Raw genomic sequence first — 17710 nt, forward strand, 5'->3', positions numbered from 1 at the left:
CTCCCTGTTTTCCAGAAGGTTTCAGGGAAAGAATAGCTGAATATCAGATTCTGCAAGTATGAATGCGAAAATAAGCCGTCAGGCGTTCTTCTTATTCCGTCACCGGCCGTAACGCGCGGGATAAACTGAACCACGAGTAAATCGCGTTGAACAGCACCACGCTTGCCGTCACGATAAAGACGGCGCGAAAACCGAAGCTGGCGGAAATACCCGCCCCGAGAAGCGGCCCGGTGACGTTACCGATATCGCGAAACGACTGGTTATAGCTAAAGATACGCCCGGCAATCTGGTTCGTGGAGTTGTAGACCAGCAGGGTCTGTACGGCGGGCAGCAACGCCCCGTCGGCGGCGCCCAGCAAAAAGCGAAGCACGCCCAGCTGCCACGGAGAGTGCACCATCGACATGGGGATAAGCAGCAGGACGGAAATGATCAGGGCGCAGATCAGGATCTTTTCCGGGCCGACCCGGTCACCCAATTTCCCCAGTCTCGGTGCGCTAACCAGCGCCGCCACGCCGGGCACTGAGGCAATCAGTCCGCTGATAAACGCAATATTGCTGACGTTACCCGCCAGGTCGCGAACGTATAGGGTGAGAATAGGAGCGATCGATCCGGTTGCCACCTGAATGATCAATGTCGTTACGAACAGGCTCAGCACCAGTCTGGGATTTTTAAGCGAGGTCAGCACGTCTCTGGCGTGAAGCATCTCTTTTTTGGCGACGGGCGTAAATTTTTCACGGATGCAAACCAGGGTGACGATAAAGCACAGGAACAACACGCTGGCGGTGATGAAAAAGACCGGGCGCAGGCCGTAGTTATCCGCCAGTAATCCCCCCGCCAGCGGCCCAAGCAGGGCGCCGCTCACGCCACCGGTTGAGAGCGTGCCAAGCGCCCAGCCGCTCTTATGGCGAGGAATTTGCGTGGCGATCAGGGCGTTCGCGTTGGGAATAAATCCGCCCAATAAGCCCAGCAATGCGCGCAATATCAGGAACTGCCAGACGTTCTGCGCCATGCCCATCAGCGCCATGATTATTGCCATCCCCAGCGCTGAACGCAGCAGCATGATTTTACGTCCCTTGCGGTCGGCAAGGCCGCCCCAGAAGGGGGAGGCAATGGCGGAAAAGAGAAACGTGATGCTGAATACCAGGCCAGACCACATGTTGAGCGCGCTATGGCCCGTCACGCCCAGTTGTTCGACGTAGAGCGGCAGGAAAGGCATGACCAGGCTAAACGCCGCGCCGGTAAGAAAACAGCCAAGCCACGCAACCGTGAGGTTACGCTTCCAGTTTATGGGGGCATCTGAGGGTGTCATAACAATCCGCATAGTGAGGTGCAGAGCACCTGAGGCATGAAGTAATAAGCCTGCTAATTATGCGCCTGGGTTATGATTGCCGCAATGAGGGGGAGCTTTTAAAGCTAAAATAGCATGCGGCCCTGAGGGCCGCATGAGGATCAATAGCGGGAAGGCGTGCCTTCTGGCCGCGTTTTAAAGCGTCGATGCAGCCACATGTACTGCTCGGGTGCCAGCATGATGCACTTCTCCACAACGCCGTTCATCCAGCGCGCGGTAGTTTCCGCATCTTCCAGCGGTGGCGCGAGTTCCGGCTCAAGCATCATCAGCTCGTAGCCTGAGCCATCCGGCATACGGCGGGGAACAAAGGGAACGATGGCGGCTTTGGACATCCGCGCCAGCATCCAGGTGCCGGTCGTGGTGGCGGCCTCATCAACGGCGAAGAAGGGGACAAAGACGCTGGCCTGGGGGCCATAGTCGTGATCGGGGGCATACCAGACCACTTCACCGGACTTCAGCGCGCGGATCATGCCCTTCAGATCCTTACGGTCGATCATGCTTTTGTTGGAGCGCATGCGGCCGTTGGTCTGGATGAGGTCGATAACCGGGTTGTCGTTAGGACGATAAACCCCGATGCCGGGCGCCTGCATGCCAAACATACGCGCCCCGATTTCGAGCGTCAGGAAATGGACGCCGATCAGCAGCACGCCGGTCTGATTGGCCTGAAGCGTATGCACCGGCTCCATGCCGGTGCCTGTAACCTTGCTCCAGCGGGCCATACGTTTGTCCGACCAGAACCACGCCATTCCGGTCTCCATGAGACCCATGCCGACGGATTCGAAATTCTTCGAGACCATATCATGGCGCTCTGCCTCGCTCATCTGCGGAAAGCACAGCTCAAGGTTACGATACGCGATGCGGGCGCGGCGCTTCATAAGCGTTTGCGCGAGTCGGCCTAATGATGTACCTAACCGGAAGATAACAGGGTAGGGAAGCTGTACCAGTAGCCATAAAAAGCCAATGCCAAGCCAGGTCATCCAATAGCGGGGGTGCAAAAGGGCGACGGTAAATTTTGGTAACTGGGTCATGTCTTTCCTGTGTTCAAACGTCCTGTTTCGCTATTGTCGCATTTTTTGAGACGTAGCCAAAATATCTGCCGTCGAAACCTGCACGACGACGGCAATTGTTAAGCCTGATTCATCAGGGTGTGTGAAATGTAGCGTAAATTGTGTGGATGTAAATTGGTTTTGTTTGCTATATGATGCCGACCGATTTTGATTCTCTCTGACGATTGCAGGACTTGTACACCATGCCAGTGTTACACAACCGCGTTTCGAATGAGATGTTAAAGGCGCGCATGTTGGCTGAAACCGAACCGCGCACAACCATCTCCTTCTACAAATACTTCACCATCGACGATCCGCAGGCGACCCGCGATGCGCTTTATCAGGCCTTCACGGCGCTGAACGTTTTCGGGCGCGTCTACCTTGCCCGCGAAGGGATTAACGCGCAGATTAGCGTGCCGGAAAGCAAAGTGAATGCGTTCCGCGACGCGCTTTATAGCTTCGATCCGGCCCTCAACGGCTTACGCCTGAACATTGCCCTGGATGACGATGGAAAATCGTTCTGGGTGCTGCGCATGAAGGTGCGTGAACGCATCGTGGCGGACGGTATTGACGATCCTGAGTTTAACCCGGCGGACGTCGGCGAATATCTGAAGGCCGCGGAAGTGAATGCGATGCTGGACGATCCGGATGCCGTGTTCATTGATATGCGTAACCACTACGAGTACGAAGTGGGGCATTTCGAAAACGCGATGGAGATTCCGGCCGATACCTTCCGCGAGCAACTGCCTAAAGCGGTGGAGATGATGCAGGAGCATAAGGATAAAAAAATCGTTATGTACTGCACCGGCGGTATCCGCTGCGAGAAGGCCAGCGCGTGGATGAAGCACAATGGGTTCAACAAGGTCTGGCACATTGAAGGCGGTATTATCGAGTACGCCCGCCGCGCCCGTGAGCAGGGCTTACCGGTACGCTTTATCGGTAAAAACTTCGTCTTTGACGAGCGCATGGGCGAGCGCATTTCAGAAGATGTGATTGCCCAGTGCCACCAGTGCGGCGCGCCGTGCGATACCCACACCAACTGCAAAAACGACGGGTGTCATCTGCTGTTTATTCAGTGCCCGGCCTGTGCCGAGAAGTTTAACGGCTGCTGTAGCGAGCTGTGCAGCGAAGAGAGCGTCCTGCCGGAAGAAGAGCAGCGTCGTCGTCGCGCGGGGCGTGAAAACGGTAATAAGATTTTTAATAAATCACGCGGCCGTCTGAATACCAAACTGGGTATTCCTGACCCGGAATGATAATAACGCCCGGCACGGCGAAAGCCTGCCGGGCGAATCTATTACGACTTCTGCTGCACACCTTCAACGGAAATAACCAGCTCAACGTCCTGCGACGCCGGGCCTAAATCCGTTGTGATATTAAAATCTTTCAGGTGAATTTTACCCGCCGCTTCAAAACCTGCGCGTTTTCCGCCCCACGGATCGTCGCCCTGACCGATCAATTTCGCATCCAGAGTAACGGGTTTGGTTACGCCATTCAGCGTCAGATTCCCGGTAATAGCCAATTTATCACCGTCTTTCTTAACTTCCGCGGAGGTGAAGGTGGCCTGTGGGAATTTTGTGACGTTGAGGAACTCTGCGCTGCGCAGGTGTTTATCGCGCTCAGCATGGTTCGTGTCGACGCTGTTCGTATTAATGGTCACATTGACTTTATCTGCCGCAGGATTTTTCTCGTCAAAAGTAAATGTGCCGTCGAAATCTTTAAAGGTACCGTACAGCCAGCTGTATCCCAGGTGCTGAATGCGGAAATTGACGAAAGCGTGCTGGCCCTCTTTATCAATTTTATAGTCAGCCGCTACGGCAGAACCGGCGGTGAATAACAGAGAACCGAGGGCAATACCCAGCAGGTGTTTTTTCATTTTATGCTCCAGAGTCAACTGACGAGCGGCCAAGCATGCGCTTAAGCGTATCGTCTTTATCAATAAAATGGTGTTTAAGGGCGGCGAGCCCGTGCAGTACGGACAGGATCACCACGCTCCAGGCAAGCCAGAGGTGAACGACGCCTGCCGTATCGGCCTGAGCCCCGGCATCGCTGAGCGTTGCCGGAACCTCGAACAGGCCAAAAACGCTAATCGGTTTGCCGTCTGCCGTTGAAATGAGATAGCCGCTGATCAGAATGGCGAAGAGCAGCGCGTAGAGCGCAATATGCGCGGCAACGGCGCTGACGCGTGTTATTTTTCCGTATGTCTTTAGTGGCGCGGGCGGTGGGGAAATATGTCGCCAGATGGCGCGAAATACCAGCCCCAGCATCAGCAGAACCCCGATGCTTTTATGCAGCTCGGGTGCCTGATGATACCAGCCATCGTAATAGCTGAGCGTGACCATCCAGAGCCCAAGTCCGAACATACCATAGACGGCAATGGCAAATATCCAGTGCAAACTTATGGATATTATTCCGTAGCGCCGGGAGGAGTTACGCAATTGCATCAGAATGTCCATTTTCAAATTAACCGAAAGGTAAAAATGAACGGGAAGACGCGATATTGCAACTGAAATAATTGACTATTGATTTTTATTTTATTTATTTCAGCGATTTTGAAAAGAAACGGCAAGATTAATTCAATGGCTTCGTGCAAGACGTATTTAGCAGAAGAAAAAACCTTAAATAAACATAAAGTAACGTCAGTTAACGTCAATTGTCACTTTCAATAAAACACAATGTAAATAACATCAATGATAGCGAGCAGCGCCCACAATAAGATGTAGAGCATAAAGTGTTCGCGAATGTTATTGATGAGGAAATCCACTATCCTGCGCATAACGCCCCACAAATGAGTACGAAGAAAACGGGCCCCGATGCCGCCGGAGCCCGTGGCCGATTATCCGTTAAAACGCGAGAGTGAGAACGGCGTCAGATCAAACTGCGGCGTGATACCCTGGGCAAACTGCGCGGCGATTTCACCCAACACCGAAGCGAACTTAAAGCCGTGGCCACTCAGCCCGGTAATCAGCAGGGTGTTGTCATGCCCCGGCAGCGTATCAATGATAAAGTCTTCATCCGGCGTGTTGTCATAGGTGCAGGCCGCGCCATAAAGCAGGCCACCGACGCCCGGGAGAATAGTGCGCAGGAACGAGAAGGCTTCTGAGCCGTCCTGCGGGCAGGCGCCAAACGGCTTGCGCTCCTCTGGTGAGGAGATGACCTGCCCGCCGTTGTGTTTTCCAATCTTGAGAGCGTCCTTCTCGGAAGGGAAACCGTAGAACTGATCGCCGTTGGGTAACTCGCCGGTAAACGCCGGGAATTTATTTTGCGCGCTGTAACGCCCGTCCGACTGGAACCAGGAGAAGACCTTGCGTACCGGCTGGATCGGCAGGTCCGGGAGCAGGCGGGTAACCCAGGTTCCTGCGCTAATAAGCAGGCGGGAAGCCGAATATTCCCCGTCTACGGTTTTCACCGTAACGCCGTTTGCATCATGCGTGATGGCCTCTACGGGGCAATTGAACAGCTGCGCACAGCCCGCTTTGGCGGCAAGATCGACCCAGGTTTTGATCGCCGTTTCACAGTGCAGCACACCGGAGTTGGCTTCAAAGAGGCCGATATAATCCTCCGGGACGGTAATTTCAGGCCAGCGCCAGGTAATGGCCGCCGCGTCCAGCTTCTCAACGTCAAGATTAAAGGCTTTCGCGCTGCGTTCGACGTTGGCGAGAAATTCAGAGTGGGCCGGGCCCAGATTGATAACGCCGGTACGTTCGAAAATGCGATCTTCAGTCTGTTTCGCCAGCTCGTCCCACAGCGTCTGGGCGCGAAGCACCAGCGGGACATAGCGCTCGCCTTCGCCATACGCATGGCGGATAAGGCGGGTATCGCCATGATGGCTGCCTTCGCTATGCGGCGGCAGGTGGGCGTCAATCATCAGGACGTTTAGCCCTGCCTGCGTTGCGTAATAACCGGCGGCCGATCCAACGGAGCCGCTACCAATAATGATTAAGTCGTATCTCATATGCATCTCGTAAACTTACGGTTTGTTAGCAGAGTAATTAACAACGCGGGCGTAAACAAGCGGGAAATAAATAAGGCACCGCGAGGGTGCCTGTTGAGTGAAAAGTGGGCATAAGGTTAGTGCCGTTTATACTCATTTTCCTGATAGTCGCCAGATTCTATTTTTGCAATGCCTGCCTCTAAAATAGAAATAAACTGACGGGCGACGTCTGTTGTTAGCCACAGCGTCTGTCCAACTTCCGCTTCGTCACGGTTGAGTTGATTTGGGGTCTGGTAGTGCAAACGCAGCATCAGTGCATCGTAGCTATCTACGGTACTGATATCCCAGCCTACAAGCGGATGGGTCTGGATGACTTCGTTATTCTTTTCCATTATAACCCCCTTAATGCGTGTTAGAAGACAACGGCTCTGAGGTTCAATGCATGTTTTTCTGTAAGCTTCTTCAGTATACCAAGTAATAAGGGTTCCAAAGGGAAAAATAAACAGGTAGCAACACATTTTTCTGCTTTTTAGGATTGTTCGAACAATAAAACACCATCTCGTTCACGATTTTTTAAGAACACGCTGAATTAATTTGAACTTTCGAAATTACAGGCAAAAAAAAGCCGGGGCGACCCGGCAAAAAACACAATGAGGGAGCAGTGTTAATCGGTTATGAACCAGTCGTCTGCGCTTTCCCACGTTTCCTGCAGGATTTCGCTGATGCGATCTTTATCTTCTTTTGCGGCACCCATGACGGAGAGGTTGTTCGCTGCGGCGTAACGCACCGTTACGGCGCCCGCGTTGTCGGGAAAGGTGTTGTTAATACGACGGGATAATTCGCCTGCCAGAGCGTCAAGCGCGCCGGCAGGCAGAACGGTAGTTTTGGCTATGGTGACTTCAATACGCATAAATGCCCCCTGTGTAATATACTGTTTATTTATACAGGCATATTATCGGTTTGACAACAAGGGGCGTTGATTTTTTAGCGTTTTACCGTCCAGCTTACGGTTTCACCTGCCAGGAAGGGGATCAGCGTGTCATCCGTCAGCGCGATAGAATCCTCAACCTGGCTCGCTTTGCGCTCCAGCTCAATGAAAGTGTCATTGACCGGCAGGCCGTAGAAGCGCGGGCCGTTGAGGGAGCAGAACGCTTCGAAATGTTCCAGCGCGTTCATCTCTTCAAATACGGTTGCGTAGCTGGCAAGCGCCGTTGGGGCGTTGAAACAGCCCGCGCAGCCGCAGCTTGCCTCTTTGCGATGGCGGGCGTGAGGCGCGGAGTCTGTGCCCAGGAACGCACGCGTGAATCCGCTGGCGACCAGCTCGCGCAGCGCCTGCTGGTGAACGTTGCGCTTGAGGATCGGCAGGCAGTACAGGTGAGGGCGCACTCCGCCCACCAGCATATGGTTACGGTTAAACATCAGATGCTGGGGGGTAATGGTCGCAGCGATCAGCTCGTTACCGTCGCGAACATACTCTGCCGCGTCTTTGGTGGTGATATGCTCAAAGACCACCTTAAGCGCCGGCAGGCGCTGGCGCAGGGGCTCCATCACGGTTTCGATAAAACGGGCTTCACGGTCAAAGATGTCAATCTCCGCATGCGTTACTTCACCGTGTACCAGCAGCGGCATGCCCAGTTTCTGCATGCGCTCCAGCACCGGCATGATGGCATCAATACTGGTGACGCCGTGGCTGGAGTTGGTGGTGGCGTTCGCCGGGTAGAGTTTCGCCGCCGTAAATACGCCTTCGTTAAACCCGCGTTCCACTTCGTTCGGATCCAGTGAATCGGTCAGGTAGCAGGTCATCAACGGGGTGAAATCATGTCCCGCCGGAACGGCATCCAGAATGCGCTGACGGTAGGCAATGGCGGCATCGACGGTGGTGACTGGCGGAACCAGGTTTGGCATGACAATCGCGCGGCCATAAATTTCACTGGTATAGGGCACGACAGTTTTCAGCATATCGCCATCGCGCAGATGGATATGCCAGTCGTCTGGGCGGCGGATTTTAAGAACCTGGGGTTGTGCAGTCATGGAAGCTCCGGCTTGTCAGGAATCAGTCATAAGGATGGCTGTTTTTGCCGGACACAAATCATAAGCGGAAACGTTTTCGTTTGCACACTTTTCCGTAAAAAAAAGGGCGCCGCAGCGCCCTTAAGGTTAATCGGTGAAAGGAATAACGATCTCTCCCGGTTTCACCTCTATCCCTTTTGCGTATTTCTTCGCGAGGGCTTCACCCTTGCTGTTGTCTTCGCTTAAGACGTACGCCGGCTGCTGGTTAAAGTAGTTTCGCAGCGACTGGTTCAGATAGGGCATCAGGGTTTGCAGTACCGGCGCCATTTTGTCCGGCGAAACCTGCGCATCGACCACTTCCATCTCCTGCAGGAATATCGCCCCTTTCTCTTTGTTGAAAACGGGGAGCGCCTTCAGCTTGAGCTTGATGTTGGCTTTCTGATTGCCAAAAAGGGACGTCATATCAAGCGCGGCATCGCCTGCGAGAGTGACTTTATTCGGCTCTTCGCGACCAATCTGGCTGGTGAGATTGGTGAGCACGATGTGGGCATCGGCCAGCCCCGGCACGCCAATGTCTTTAGAGAAATTGTTATGTTTTTCCAGCGCCTGATTAATTTCCTGCTCACTGACGGTGTATTGCGTAAGCTGGTTACAGCCGACCAGCAGACCGCTGACAACGAATGCCGCGGCTAAGACAATTTTCTTCATAGTGCTCCTCAACGAAAAATCGGCGCTTCTGTCCTGTTACGCCAGTATGTCAGCGTGAATGGGCAGAAACCAGCAGAAAAAACTGAGAAGTGGGGCGGGAGAGGCTCCCGCCCGAGGGAAAGGCTACGCGCCAGGCTCGAGCATGCCGCTCGCGCTGCGCTTCTGGCTGAACTGCCACCACAGGGCGAGAAGCGTCATGACGCCCACCACGCCGAGCATCATCCAGGGGAGTTCAGGCTGGTTCAGCGCTTTGCCGGCATCGAACAGCCAGCCGCCGCCGGCGTAACCCAGCGCACCGCCAAAGGCCAGACCCAGGCGGCTGAAGCCCATATAGCTGCCGCGCGCACGCGCATCCGCAAGCGAGGCGCTCAGCGTTTCGCGGGCGGGCTCGGCGATGATGGAGCCGATATAGAAGGTGCAGATCAGCGTAAAAAGCTGCTGAAGCGTGTTTACCAGACCGATCGGCATCATGCTCAGCGTCATCAGAAATAGCCCGGCCATCAGGCGATGCTCCAGGCGAAAACGCCGTTCACTCCAGCGGGCAATCGGATAAAGCAGCGTTAATGACAGGCAGGCTTCGATGGCGTACATCCATTTTACGGCAGCAGGCGTGCCCGCAATATCGTTCACCATGATTGGCAGCATCAGCATCACCTGTACGGCGAGCATGTAATAGCCGGTCAGGGTCAACACGTAGGTGACAAAACGCCTGTCGCGCAGGACGCGTCCTAGCCCCTCGCGCACCGGGGCTTTTACCGTCGACAGCTTCCAGGCCGGAAGGTAGAGGCCGTTAAACAGGGCGCACAGAATAAACAGCACCGCCCCGGCCGCGCAAACCAGACGGAAATCGTACTGCAGCAGCCAACTGCCCAGCAGGGCGCCAACAACCGCCCCGGCGCTGTCCTGCATCATCAGAATGGAGAAGAAGCGGCCGCGGTGCTGAGGACGAATCAGCTTTACCACCAGCGCGGTGCGCGGCGGGTCAAACAGGGTGCCACCGATACCGGAGAGAAAGCAGGAGAACCACAGCAGCCACGGCTCCTGGGCGATCGCCATCGTGGCAAAGCCTGCCGCGCGGAGCAGCATACCGGTCACGATCATCGGTTTAGCGCCAAAGCGGTCAGCGATCGCGCCGCCAAAGACGCCCAGCCCCTGCTGGACAAACTGACGTAGCCCCAGGGCAATCCCAACCATTAATGCCGCCCAGCCCATTTGATCGACAAAGCGGATCGAGATGAGGGGGAACACAACAAAAAAGCCGAGCACGACCAGCATGTTATCGACGAGCAGGAAATATTTACCCAGGCTCCTGGCCTGTGATACGCGGGACATTTTCCCTCCAGGGAAAATAAGAAGGTGAGCACGCTAACATTCTGCGGTGTCGCCGCGTTTTTTCCCACCCCCGGGCGCGACAATATTTTTTTATCAAAACGGTGCTTTGATAGAGAGTTCTCATCGAAAAATGTGAAAAGAGGTCAAAATGGTATGTCACTGTTTTCACAGACGGCACGGGCGCAGGTATAGTAAAGCTAATGGGTAAGCTGAAGTGACGGGAAGGAGTGGTATTGATGTTTGGCTATCGCAGTAATGTGCCAAAAGTGCGTCTGACAACGGACAGGCTGGTCGTTCGTCTTGTGCATGAGCGTGATGCCTGGCGTCTGGCGGATTATTACGCCGAGAATCGCCAGTTTTTAAAACCCTGGGAACCCGTTCGGGATGAGAGCCATTGTTACCCCTCCGGCTGGCAGGCACGCCTCAGCATGATCGCTGAATTTCATAAGCAGGGCAGCGCGTTTTATTTCGCGCTGCTGGATCCAGAAGAGAAAGAGATTATCGGGATCGCCAATTTTTCAAACGTGGTACGGGGATCGTTTCACGCCTGCTACCTTGGCTATTCCATCGGCCAGAAATGGCAGGGGCAGGGGCTGATGTACGAGGCGTTAACGGTAGCCATCCGCTATATGCAACGCACGCAGCATATCCATCGCATTATGGCGAACTACATGCCGCATAATCAGCGCAGCGGGAATTTGCTGGCGCGTTTAGGGTTTGAGAAAGAGGGTTATGCCAAAGACTATCTGCTGATAGACGGAGAGTGGCGCGACCACGTTCTGACGGCATTAACCACCCGTGACTGGACCGCAGGTCGTTAAGGAGAAAAGATGAAGTATCAGCTAAACGGTACGGAAGCGCGCGTGATTGGGTGCTTACTCGAAAAACAGGTCACCACGCCGGAGCAGTATCCGCTATCTGTTAACGCCGTGACCATGGCCTGCAACCAGAAGACCAACCGCGAGCCGGTGATGAATCTCAGCGAGCATGAGGTTCAGGACGTGCTGGATGCGCTGGTGAAGCGCCACTATCTGCGCACCGTCAGCGGCTTCGGCAACCGCGTGACCAAATACGAGCAGCGCTTCTGTAACTCCGAATTTGGCGATCTGAAGCTGAACAGCGCGGAAGTGGCGGTTATTACCACGCTGCTGCTGCGCGGGGCGCAAACGCCGGGGGAACTGCGAACGCGCGCTTCCCGAATGCATGAGTTCAGTGACATGCAGGAAGTCGAGCAGACCCTGGAAGGGCTGGCCGTGCGTGAGGATGGCCCTTTCGTGGTGCGCCTGGCGCGCGAGCCGGGTAAACGTGAGAGCCGCTACATGCATCTCTTCAGCGGCGACGTTGACGCCGCAAGCGCGGCGACGGAATCGAGCCCTGCAACCCGTGACGACCTTGCCGCGCGCGTAGAGGCGCTGGAAGACGAGGTGGCCGGGCTGAAACAGCGTCTGGATGCACTGCTGGCACATTTGGGAGACTAACGGTGAAAAAATTACGCATTGGCGTGGTGGGGCTGGGCGGTATTGCGCAGAAAGCCTGGCTGCCCGTATTGGGCGCTGCGTCTGACTGGACGCTGCAAGGGGCATGGTCACCCACCCGAGAAAAGGCAGAACGTATCTGTGAAACCTGGCGTATCCCGTATGCGGCATCGCTCCAGGATCTGGCCCGCGAGTGCGATGCGGTCTTTGTGCATACCTCAACGGCAACCCACTATCAGGTGGTGAGCGAGTTGCTCAATGCGGGGGTTCACGTCTGCGTGGATAAACCGCTGGCGGAAAATGTTCAGGACGCTGAACGGCTGATTGAGCTGGCGGCACGTAAAAAACTGACGCTGATGGTCGGTTTCAACCGCCGCTTCGCGCCGCTTTACCAGCAGCTGAAGGCGCAGTCCGGCAATATGGCCTCGCTGCGCATGGATAAGCACCGCACCGACAGCGTGGGACCAAACGATCTGCGCTTTACCCTTCTCGATGACTACCTCCACGTGGTGGACACCGCGCTGTGGCTGGCTAACGGCGAAGCGCTGCTGAAAAGCGGCACTCTTGTCACCAACGAACAGGGGCAGATGGTGTATGCGGAACACCATTTTGCCGTTGAGCATCTTCAGGTCACCACCAGCATGCACCGCCGCGCGGGCAGCCAGCGGGAATCCGTGCAGGCGGTAACCGGCGGCGCGCTGTACGACGTTACCGACATGCGTGAATGGCGGGAAGAGAAGGGCGGCGGCGTGGTGATGCAGCCGGTCCCCGGCTGGCAAAGCACTCTGGAGCAACGAGGTTTCGCAGGATGTGCCCGCCACTTTATCACCTGCGTGCAAAATCAGACGGTTCCTGAAACGTCCGGCGAGCAGGCTATTCTGGCTCAGCGCATTGTAGAACGGCTCTGGCGCGAGGCCATGAGTGAATAACTCGCTGTAACATCTGCGGATAGTAATTCGTTGAAATCGGGTTAGACTAAGCGCCGCTTGTTGGCTTTGCCGGGTGGCGCTTGTGCTTTCCCGGTCTATAAATCCGTATGGTTCTGGAAATTCACGTTAATGAACTTATTAAAATCGCTGGCGGCCGTCAGCTCGATGACCATGTTCTCTCGCGTTCTCGGTTTTGCGCGCGATGCCATTGTGGCAAGGGTCTTTGGTGCAGGGATGGCAACGGACGCCTTTTTCGTGGCGTTCAAGCTGCCGAACCTGTTGCGTCGCATTTTTGCTGAAGGGGCGTTCTCCCAGGCGTTTGTGCCTATTCTGGCGGAATATAAAAGCAAGCAGGGTGAAGACGCGACGCGCGTGTTTGTCTCTTATGTCTCCGGGTTGCTGACGCTGGCGCTGGCCGTGGTGACGGTAGTCGGTATGCTGGCCGCGCCCTGGGTCATTATGGTGACCGCGCCCGGCTTTGCCGACACGGCGGATAAATTTGCGCTGACCTCGCAGCTTCTGCGCATTACCTTCCCCTATATTCTGCTGATCTCGCTGGCCTCGCTGGTGGGGGCTATCCTGAACACCTGGAACCGCTTCTCCGTTCCGGCGTTTGCGCCGACGTTTCTCAACGTCAGCATGATCGGTTTTGCGCTGTTCGCCGCGCCGCACTTCAACCCGCCGGTGCTGGCCCTGGCCTGGGCGGTCACCGTAGGCGGCGTGCTGCAGCTGGCGTATCAACTGCCGCATCTGAAGAAAATCGGCATGCTGGTGCTGCCGCGCATCAACCTGAAAGATGCCGGGGCGATGCGCGTTATCAAGCAGATGGGGCCCGCCATTCTTGGCGTCTCCGTCAGCCAGATCTCGCTGATTATCAACACCATTTTTGCCTCTTTCCTGGTGTCGGGTTCCGTCTCGTGGATGTACTACGCTGACCGCCTGATGGAGTTCCCGTCCGGCGTGCTGGGCGTGGCGCTGGGGACCATCCTGCTGCCGTCGCTGTCGAAAAGCTTTGCCAGCGGCAACCATGACGAATACTGCCGCCTGATGGACTGGGGCCTGCGTCTCTGCTTCCTGCTGGCCCTGCCAAGCGCGGTGGCGCTGGGGATCCTCGCCAAGCCGCTGACGGTGTCGCTGTTCCAGTACGGGAAATTCACCGCGTTTGACGCCGCGATGACCCAGCGCGCGCTGGTCGCTTACTCGGTGGGATTGATGGGGCTGATTGTCGTCAAAGTGCTGGCACCGGGGTTCTATTCACGTCAGGACATTAAAACGCCGGTGAAAATTGCCATTGTAACGCTGATTATGACGCAGCTGATGAACCTGGCATTTATCGGCCCGCTGAAGCATGCCGGCCTGTCGCTGTCTATTGGTCTGGCGGCCTGTCTGAATGCCGGGCTGCTTTACTGGCAGCTGCGCAAGCAGGATATCTTTACGCCGCAGCCGGGGTGGGCAAGTTTCCTCGTGCGTTTGGTCGTGGCGGTGCTGGTGATGTCTGCGGCACTCATCGGGATGATGTACGTCATGCCGGAGTGGTCTCTGGGCACGATGCCTTATCGTCTGATGCGGCTGATGGCCGTGGTGGGCGTTGGGGTGGTAGCGTATTTTGCTACGCTCGCCGTGCTGGGCTTCAAAGTGAAAGAGTTTACCCGCCGGACGGCATAAACGCCAAAAGGGGAGTTCACCTCAGGGTGCTCCCCACTGCAAGATTTGTCGCTTACGCGTCAAATCGAAATCTTTTTTACACCCGCAATACGTGCCGTCGCCGTCTGACCATCCGCGCCGTACAGTCCGGTTTCTTTATGCGGCTTCAGCACCTCAAGCGCCTGCTGATTACGCTCTATCTGGCCTTCAAGCAGCCAGCCGTTATGCTGGTTGAGATCGCGCAGATGCTGGGTTTTTTCGGTAATGGTCTGCCAGCGCTCAGCAATATCGTCATTGGCGCTGCGCTTCGAGTCCTGCTCGGCGCGGCGCTGCTGCTCCAGATAATCCAGCGTGGCCAGCAGCGAACTCTTATCTTCAGTAATACGCTGCAGCGCGCTGCCGTTAATGTGACCGGAAGAGAGATGCTGTTGTTCAGCATCCATTACCGTTTTCAGGTCGTTCAGGACAACCGTCATTTGATCCAGTATTTCTGACAGTCGACTCATACGGTTAGTTACTCTGTAAGAAACTCTGTGCTTCCTGAATCAGGGCATCAGCGATTTTGCTGGTGTCCATTTTCAGCTCACCGTTGCGAATAGCCGTTTTCAGCGCTTCAACACGTTCCATATTGATATCGTTGCTGCCTGGCTGCATCAGTTTTGCCTGGGCATCGCTCAGGGTCACGCTGGTGCTGTTAGACGTTGACGGTTTTTCCAGACGCGTTTTCTGAGGGGTAGCGTCGTTCGTTTCGCGAGGCTGTACAGCGCTTACCGGCTTCAGGGCTGATGTACGATCAATGCTCATAGTGTTGTCCTCATCGAGGGTTCGCGGCGTTTGCGCCTGACATCATCATTAGTGGAATATTTATCGGCACGCGCCGCGAAATCTTTAAAAAGATTATAGGTTAATCAGAATATTCCCATCAGAATCGACGGTTCCGCTCACCACCTGGCCTGAGGACATTCTGACGCGGGCGTTTTGCGCTACCGCGGCATTGTTTAACGCTTTCCCTTCACTGTTGATGCTAAAGCCGTCTCCGTTGGCAACGACCATCACCTGCTGTCCCGCTTTGACACGCCACGCCTGGCGCAGCATGGAGAGCTGAATCGGCTGGCCCGGCGCGACATCGCGCAGGCTGACGGCGTCCTGTGCCTGGTTAATGTCAAGCATTGTCCGCGGCGGGAGCTGATCCAGACGCCCGCGCTTTAACGTCACGCTGTTTGCCTGCAGCGCGCTGCCACGCACAATGGGTACGGCGGCGACAACATAATTGCCCGTCGCCTGAACTGCAACCTGTAAATAGCGTTTTTCGTTGGCGCAGCGTGCCAGGACGTTCACATTGCCCCACAGCTTCGTGGTCCCCGTCACGCTGAATGACGGTTGCTCGCAGGTCGGATACAGATTCGGCGGCGTGCGGATGGTCACGTTAACGTCATCGCTAAAGCCCGCCAGCTTCTGGGCAAAAAAATTCGTCAGCGCATCCTGTAAATCCCCGGCATTCACCAGAGGGCTAAACAGCAAGAAGGTTGCCATCAGGCCACGTTTTAACGTTTGCATCGCAAGTTCCACCGTTTCCAGAGTTGGATGAATTCTACCTGCAGTGGTTTTGCATCAACGGAATAAATAGCGACGCATTTTGTGCTTATTCCGTCGATAGGGGAGACCGGGTGAGATTTAAGCTGTGAACTGAAATTTTGCCATCAGCGGAGGAGACATGCTCGATAAACTCGACGCCGCGTTACGTTTTCAGCAGGAAGCGCTCAATTTACGCGCCCAGCGGCAGGAGATTTTAGCCGCCAACATCGCTAACGCCGATACGCCCGGGTATCAGGCGCGCGATATTGATTTTTCCAGTGAGCTCAAAAAGGTGATGGAGCGTGGACGTGCCGAAGGAACGGGTGTTGCACTCGCCATGACATCCTCTCGCCATATTCCCGCTCAGGCGATGACCGCGCCAGCGACCGATTTACTTTATCGCATCCCTGACCAGCCTTCACTCGACGGTAACACCGTGGATATGGACCGGGAGCGTACGCAGTTTGCCGATAACAGCCTGAAATACCAGACGGGCCTGACCGTACTCGGCGGACAAATCAAAGGCATGATGAACGTCCTGCAGGGGGGCAACTGATAAATGGCCTTGCTGAATATTTTTGATATCGCCGGCTCGGCGTTAACCGCCCAGTCCAAACGTCTGAACGTGGCCGCCAGTAACCTGGCGAACGCCGACAGCGTGACCGGACCTGACGGACAGCCTTATCGTGCCAAACAGGTTGTGTTTCAGGTCGACGCTGCGCCAGGCGCGGCAACGGGCGGTGTGAAGGTGTCTGACGTGGTTGAGAGCCAGGCGCCGGACAAGCTGGTGTATGAGCCCGGTAACCCGCTCGCGGACGCTAACGGATACGTGAAGATGCCAAACGTGGATGTGGTAGGCGAGATGGTGAACTCCATGTCGGCGTCCCGTAGCTACCAGGCGAACGTCGAAGTGCTTAATACCGTGAAGAGCATGATGCTCAAAACACTCACTCTCGGCCAGTAAAGGAGACATGCATGTCCATCGCCGTAAATGTGAATGATCCGACGAACACGGGTGTTAACAACACCAAAAGTTCGACAAGCTCCAGCTCCCTGACGGGAAGCAATGCCTCCGATTTGCAGAGCAGTTTTCTGACGCTGCTGGTTGCGCAGCTTAAGAACCAGGATCCGACTAACCCAATGCAGAACAACGAACTGACCACGCAGCTTGCGCAGATCAGTACCGTGAGCGGCATTGAGAAACTGAACACCACCCTCGGTTCCGTCTCCGGTCAGATTAACAGCGCTCAGTCCCTGCAGGCGGCAAGCCTGATTGGTCACGGCGTGATGATCCCGGGGACCACGATCCTGGCGGGCACCAGCACCACCGACGGTACATCGACCACCACCACTACGCCGTTCGGCGTTGAGTTGCAGCAGGCGGCTGACAAAGTGACGGCGACGATCACCGACTCAACCGGCGCCGTGGTTCGCACCATCGACATCGGCGAGCTGAAAGCGGGCGTTCACACCTTTACCTGGGACGGCAGCCTGACCGACGGCACGAAAGCACCAAATGGCTCCTACAAAGTCGCGATTAGCGCCAGCAACGGGACGACCCAACTGGTGGCGCAGTCGCTGCAGTTCGCGCTGGTTCAGGGCGTGATTAAAGGGGGCGACGGCAACAAACTGGATTTGGGTACTTCCGGTACCACCACACTCGACGAAGTTCGGCAGATTATCTAAGCCTTAACACTTATCAGGAGTAAGTC

22 protein-coding genes are annotated in these 17710 nt (G+C 55.6%); 8 read left to right on the forward strand and 14 right to left on the reverse strand.

Annotated features, from left to right (window positions below):
* Window positions 1–91 precede the first annotated feature (91 nt).
* Together mdtG and ACMWL8_RS06000 are read right to left on the reverse strand one after the other, a co-directional pair.
* On the reverse strand, window positions 92–1309 hold the full coding sequence (gene mdtG / locus ACMWL8_RS05995) for a multidrug efflux MFS transporter MdtG (protein WP_045261656.1): 1218 nt from the start codon (window positions 1307–1309) through the stop codon (window positions 92–94).
* Between the two features lie 140 nt (window positions 1310–1449).
* Window positions 1450–2376: a Kdo(2)-lipid IV(A) acyltransferase gene (locus tag ACMWL8_RS06000; protein ID WP_028012689.1), complete on the reverse strand. Its 927-nt coding sequence runs from the start codon at window positions 2374–2376 to the stop codon at window positions 1450–1452.
* Between the two features lie 221 nt (window positions 2377–2597).
* Between ACMWL8_RS06000 and ACMWL8_RS06005 the strand changes: the two genes are divergently transcribed.
* Entirely contained in the window at window positions 2598–3647 is a 1050-nt protein-coding gene (locus ACMWL8_RS06005) for a rhodanese-related sulfurtransferase (protein WP_028012690.1), read from the forward strand.
* A 41-nt stretch (window positions 3648–3688) separates the two neighbouring features.
* Here ACMWL8_RS06005 and ACMWL8_RS06010 read toward each other — a convergent pair whose 3' ends face one another.
* From ACMWL8_RS06010 to mdtH, 9 genes are all read right to left on the reverse strand, one after another.
* Window positions 3689–4267, reverse strand: a complete 579-nt coding sequence (locus ACMWL8_RS06010) for a YceI family protein (RefSeq protein ID WP_045261655.1) — start codon at window positions 4265–4267, stop codon at window positions 3689–3691.
* A 1-nt stretch (window position 4268) separates the two neighbouring features.
* Window positions 4269–4835, reverse strand: a complete 567-nt coding sequence (locus ACMWL8_RS06015) for a cytochrome b (protein WP_028012692.1) — start codon at window positions 4833–4835, stop codon at window positions 4269–4271.
* A gap of 218 nt (window positions 4836–5053) precedes the next feature.
* Window positions 5054–5167 carry a YceO family protein gene (locus tag ACMWL8_RS06020; protein WP_052683044.1) on the reverse strand — a complete coding sequence of 38 codons (114 nt, stop codon included), beginning with the start codon at window positions 5165–5167 and terminating at the stop codon, window positions 5054–5056.
* A gap of 60 nt (window positions 5168–5227) precedes the next feature.
* Window positions 5228–6346 carry an N-methyl-L-tryptophan oxidase gene (gene solA, locus ACMWL8_RS06025; protein ID WP_045261654.1) on the reverse strand — a complete coding sequence of 373 codons (1119 nt, stop codon included), beginning with the start codon at window positions 6344–6346 and terminating at the stop codon, window positions 5228–5230.
* 116 nt (window positions 6347–6462) lie between these two features.
* Window positions 6463–6717 (reverse strand): biofilm formation regulator BssS, encoded by a 255-nt coding sequence (gene bssS / locus ACMWL8_RS06030; protein ID WP_023299782.1) that lies wholly within the window; start codon window positions 6715–6717, stop codon window positions 6463–6465.
* 272 nt (window positions 6718–6989) lie between these two features.
* On the reverse strand, window positions 6990–7235 hold the full coding sequence (gene dinI, locus ACMWL8_RS06035) for a DNA damage-inducible protein I (RefSeq protein ID WP_028012694.1): 246 nt from the start codon (window positions 7233–7235) through the stop codon (window positions 6990–6992).
* Between the two features lie 74 nt (window positions 7236–7309).
* Window positions 7310–8356, reverse strand: a complete 1047-nt coding sequence (pyrC, locus tag ACMWL8_RS06040) for a dihydroorotase (RefSeq protein ID WP_045261653.1) — start codon at window positions 8354–8356, stop codon at window positions 7310–7312.
* Between the two features lie 126 nt (window positions 8357–8482).
* Window positions 8483–9043 (reverse strand): lipoprotein, encoded by a 561-nt coding sequence (locus ACMWL8_RS06045; protein ID WP_028012696.1) that lies wholly within the window; start codon window positions 9041–9043, stop codon window positions 8483–8485.
* Window positions 9044–9166: 123 nt separating this feature from the next.
* Window positions 9167–10375: a multidrug efflux MFS transporter MdtH gene (gene mdtH, locus ACMWL8_RS06050; RefSeq protein WP_045261652.1), complete on the reverse strand. Its 1209-nt coding sequence runs from the start codon at window positions 10373–10375 to the stop codon at window positions 9167–9169.
* Between the two features lie 236 nt (window positions 10376–10611).
* Between mdtH and rimJ the strand changes: the two genes are divergently transcribed.
* The 4 genes from rimJ (at window position 10612) to murJ (ending at window position 14444) form a co-directional block, all read left to right on the forward strand.
* Window positions 10612–11196: a ribosomal protein S5-alanine N-acetyltransferase gene (gene rimJ, locus ACMWL8_RS06055; protein WP_013097146.1), complete on the forward strand. Its 585-nt coding sequence runs from the start codon at window positions 10612–10614 to the stop codon at window positions 11194–11196.
* 9 nt (window positions 11197–11205) lie between these two features.
* Entirely contained in the window at window positions 11206–11853 is a 648-nt protein-coding gene (locus ACMWL8_RS06060) for a YceH family protein (protein WP_045261651.1), read from the forward strand.
* Between the two features lie 2 nt (window positions 11854–11855).
* Window positions 11856–12779 carry a Gfo/Idh/MocA family protein gene (locus ACMWL8_RS06065; protein WP_045261650.1) on the forward strand — a complete coding sequence of 308 codons (924 nt, stop codon included), beginning with the start codon at window positions 11856–11858 and terminating at the stop codon, window positions 12777–12779.
* A 129-nt stretch (window positions 12780–12908) separates the two neighbouring features.
* Window positions 12909–14444: a murein biosynthesis integral membrane protein MurJ gene (gene murJ / locus ACMWL8_RS06070; protein ID WP_028012700.1), complete on the forward strand. Its 1536-nt coding sequence runs from the start codon at window positions 12909–12911 to the stop codon at window positions 14442–14444.
* A 59-nt stretch (window positions 14445–14503) separates the two neighbouring features.
* On the opposite strand, the gene flgN is transcribed toward murJ, so the two are convergent.
* The 3 genes from flgN to flgA all read right to left on the reverse strand — a co-directional run bounded on the left by flgN (window position 14504) and on the right by flgA (window position 15980).
* Window positions 14504–14929, reverse strand: a complete 426-nt coding sequence (gene flgN / locus ACMWL8_RS06075; protein WP_028012701.1) for a flagella biosynthesis chaperone FlgN — start codon at window positions 14927–14929, stop codon at window positions 14504–14506.
* Window positions 14930–14933: 4 nt separating this feature from the next.
* Window positions 14934–15227 carry a flagellar biosynthesis anti-sigma factor FlgM gene (gene flgM / locus ACMWL8_RS06080; RefSeq protein WP_014883360.1) on the reverse strand — a complete coding sequence of 98 codons (294 nt, stop codon included), beginning with the start codon at window positions 15225–15227 and terminating at the stop codon, window positions 14934–14936.
* Between the two features lie 93 nt (window positions 15228–15320).
* Window positions 15321–15980, reverse strand: coding sequence for a flagellar basal body P-ring formation chaperone FlgA (gene flgA, locus ACMWL8_RS06085; protein WP_028012702.1), 660 nt, complete (start codon window positions 15978–15980; stop codon window positions 15321–15323).
* Between the two features lie 157 nt (window positions 15981–16137).
* Between flgA and flgB the strand changes: the two genes are divergently transcribed.
* The 3 genes from flgB to flgD are packed head-to-tail and all read left to right on the forward strand — an operon-like array spanning window position 16138 to window position 17684.
* The gene (gene flgB, locus ACMWL8_RS06090) at window positions 16138–16554 is read left to right on the forward strand and encodes a flagellar basal body rod protein FlgB (RefSeq protein ID WP_008500815.1); all 417 of its coding nucleotides are present in this window, start codon (window positions 16138–16140) and stop codon (window positions 16552–16554) included.
* Window positions 16555–16557: 3 nt separating this feature from the next.
* Window positions 16558–16962, forward strand: a complete 405-nt coding sequence (flgC, locus tag ACMWL8_RS06095) for a flagellar basal body rod protein FlgC (protein WP_013097138.1) — start codon at window positions 16558–16560, stop codon at window positions 16960–16962.
* Window positions 16963–16973: 11 nt separating this feature from the next.
* Entirely contained in the window at window positions 16974–17684 is a 711-nt protein-coding gene (gene flgD / locus ACMWL8_RS06100; protein ID WP_045261649.1) for a flagellar hook assembly protein FlgD, read from the forward strand.
* Window positions 17685–17710 lie beyond the last annotated feature (26 nt).

The organism is Enterobacter sp. 04-C-12-SI-ECC (genome assembly GCF_047530715.1).
In the GTDB taxonomy this organism is placed as follows: domain Bacteria; phylum Pseudomonadota; class Gammaproteobacteria; order Enterobacterales; family Enterobacteriaceae; genus Enterobacter; species Enterobacter bugandensis.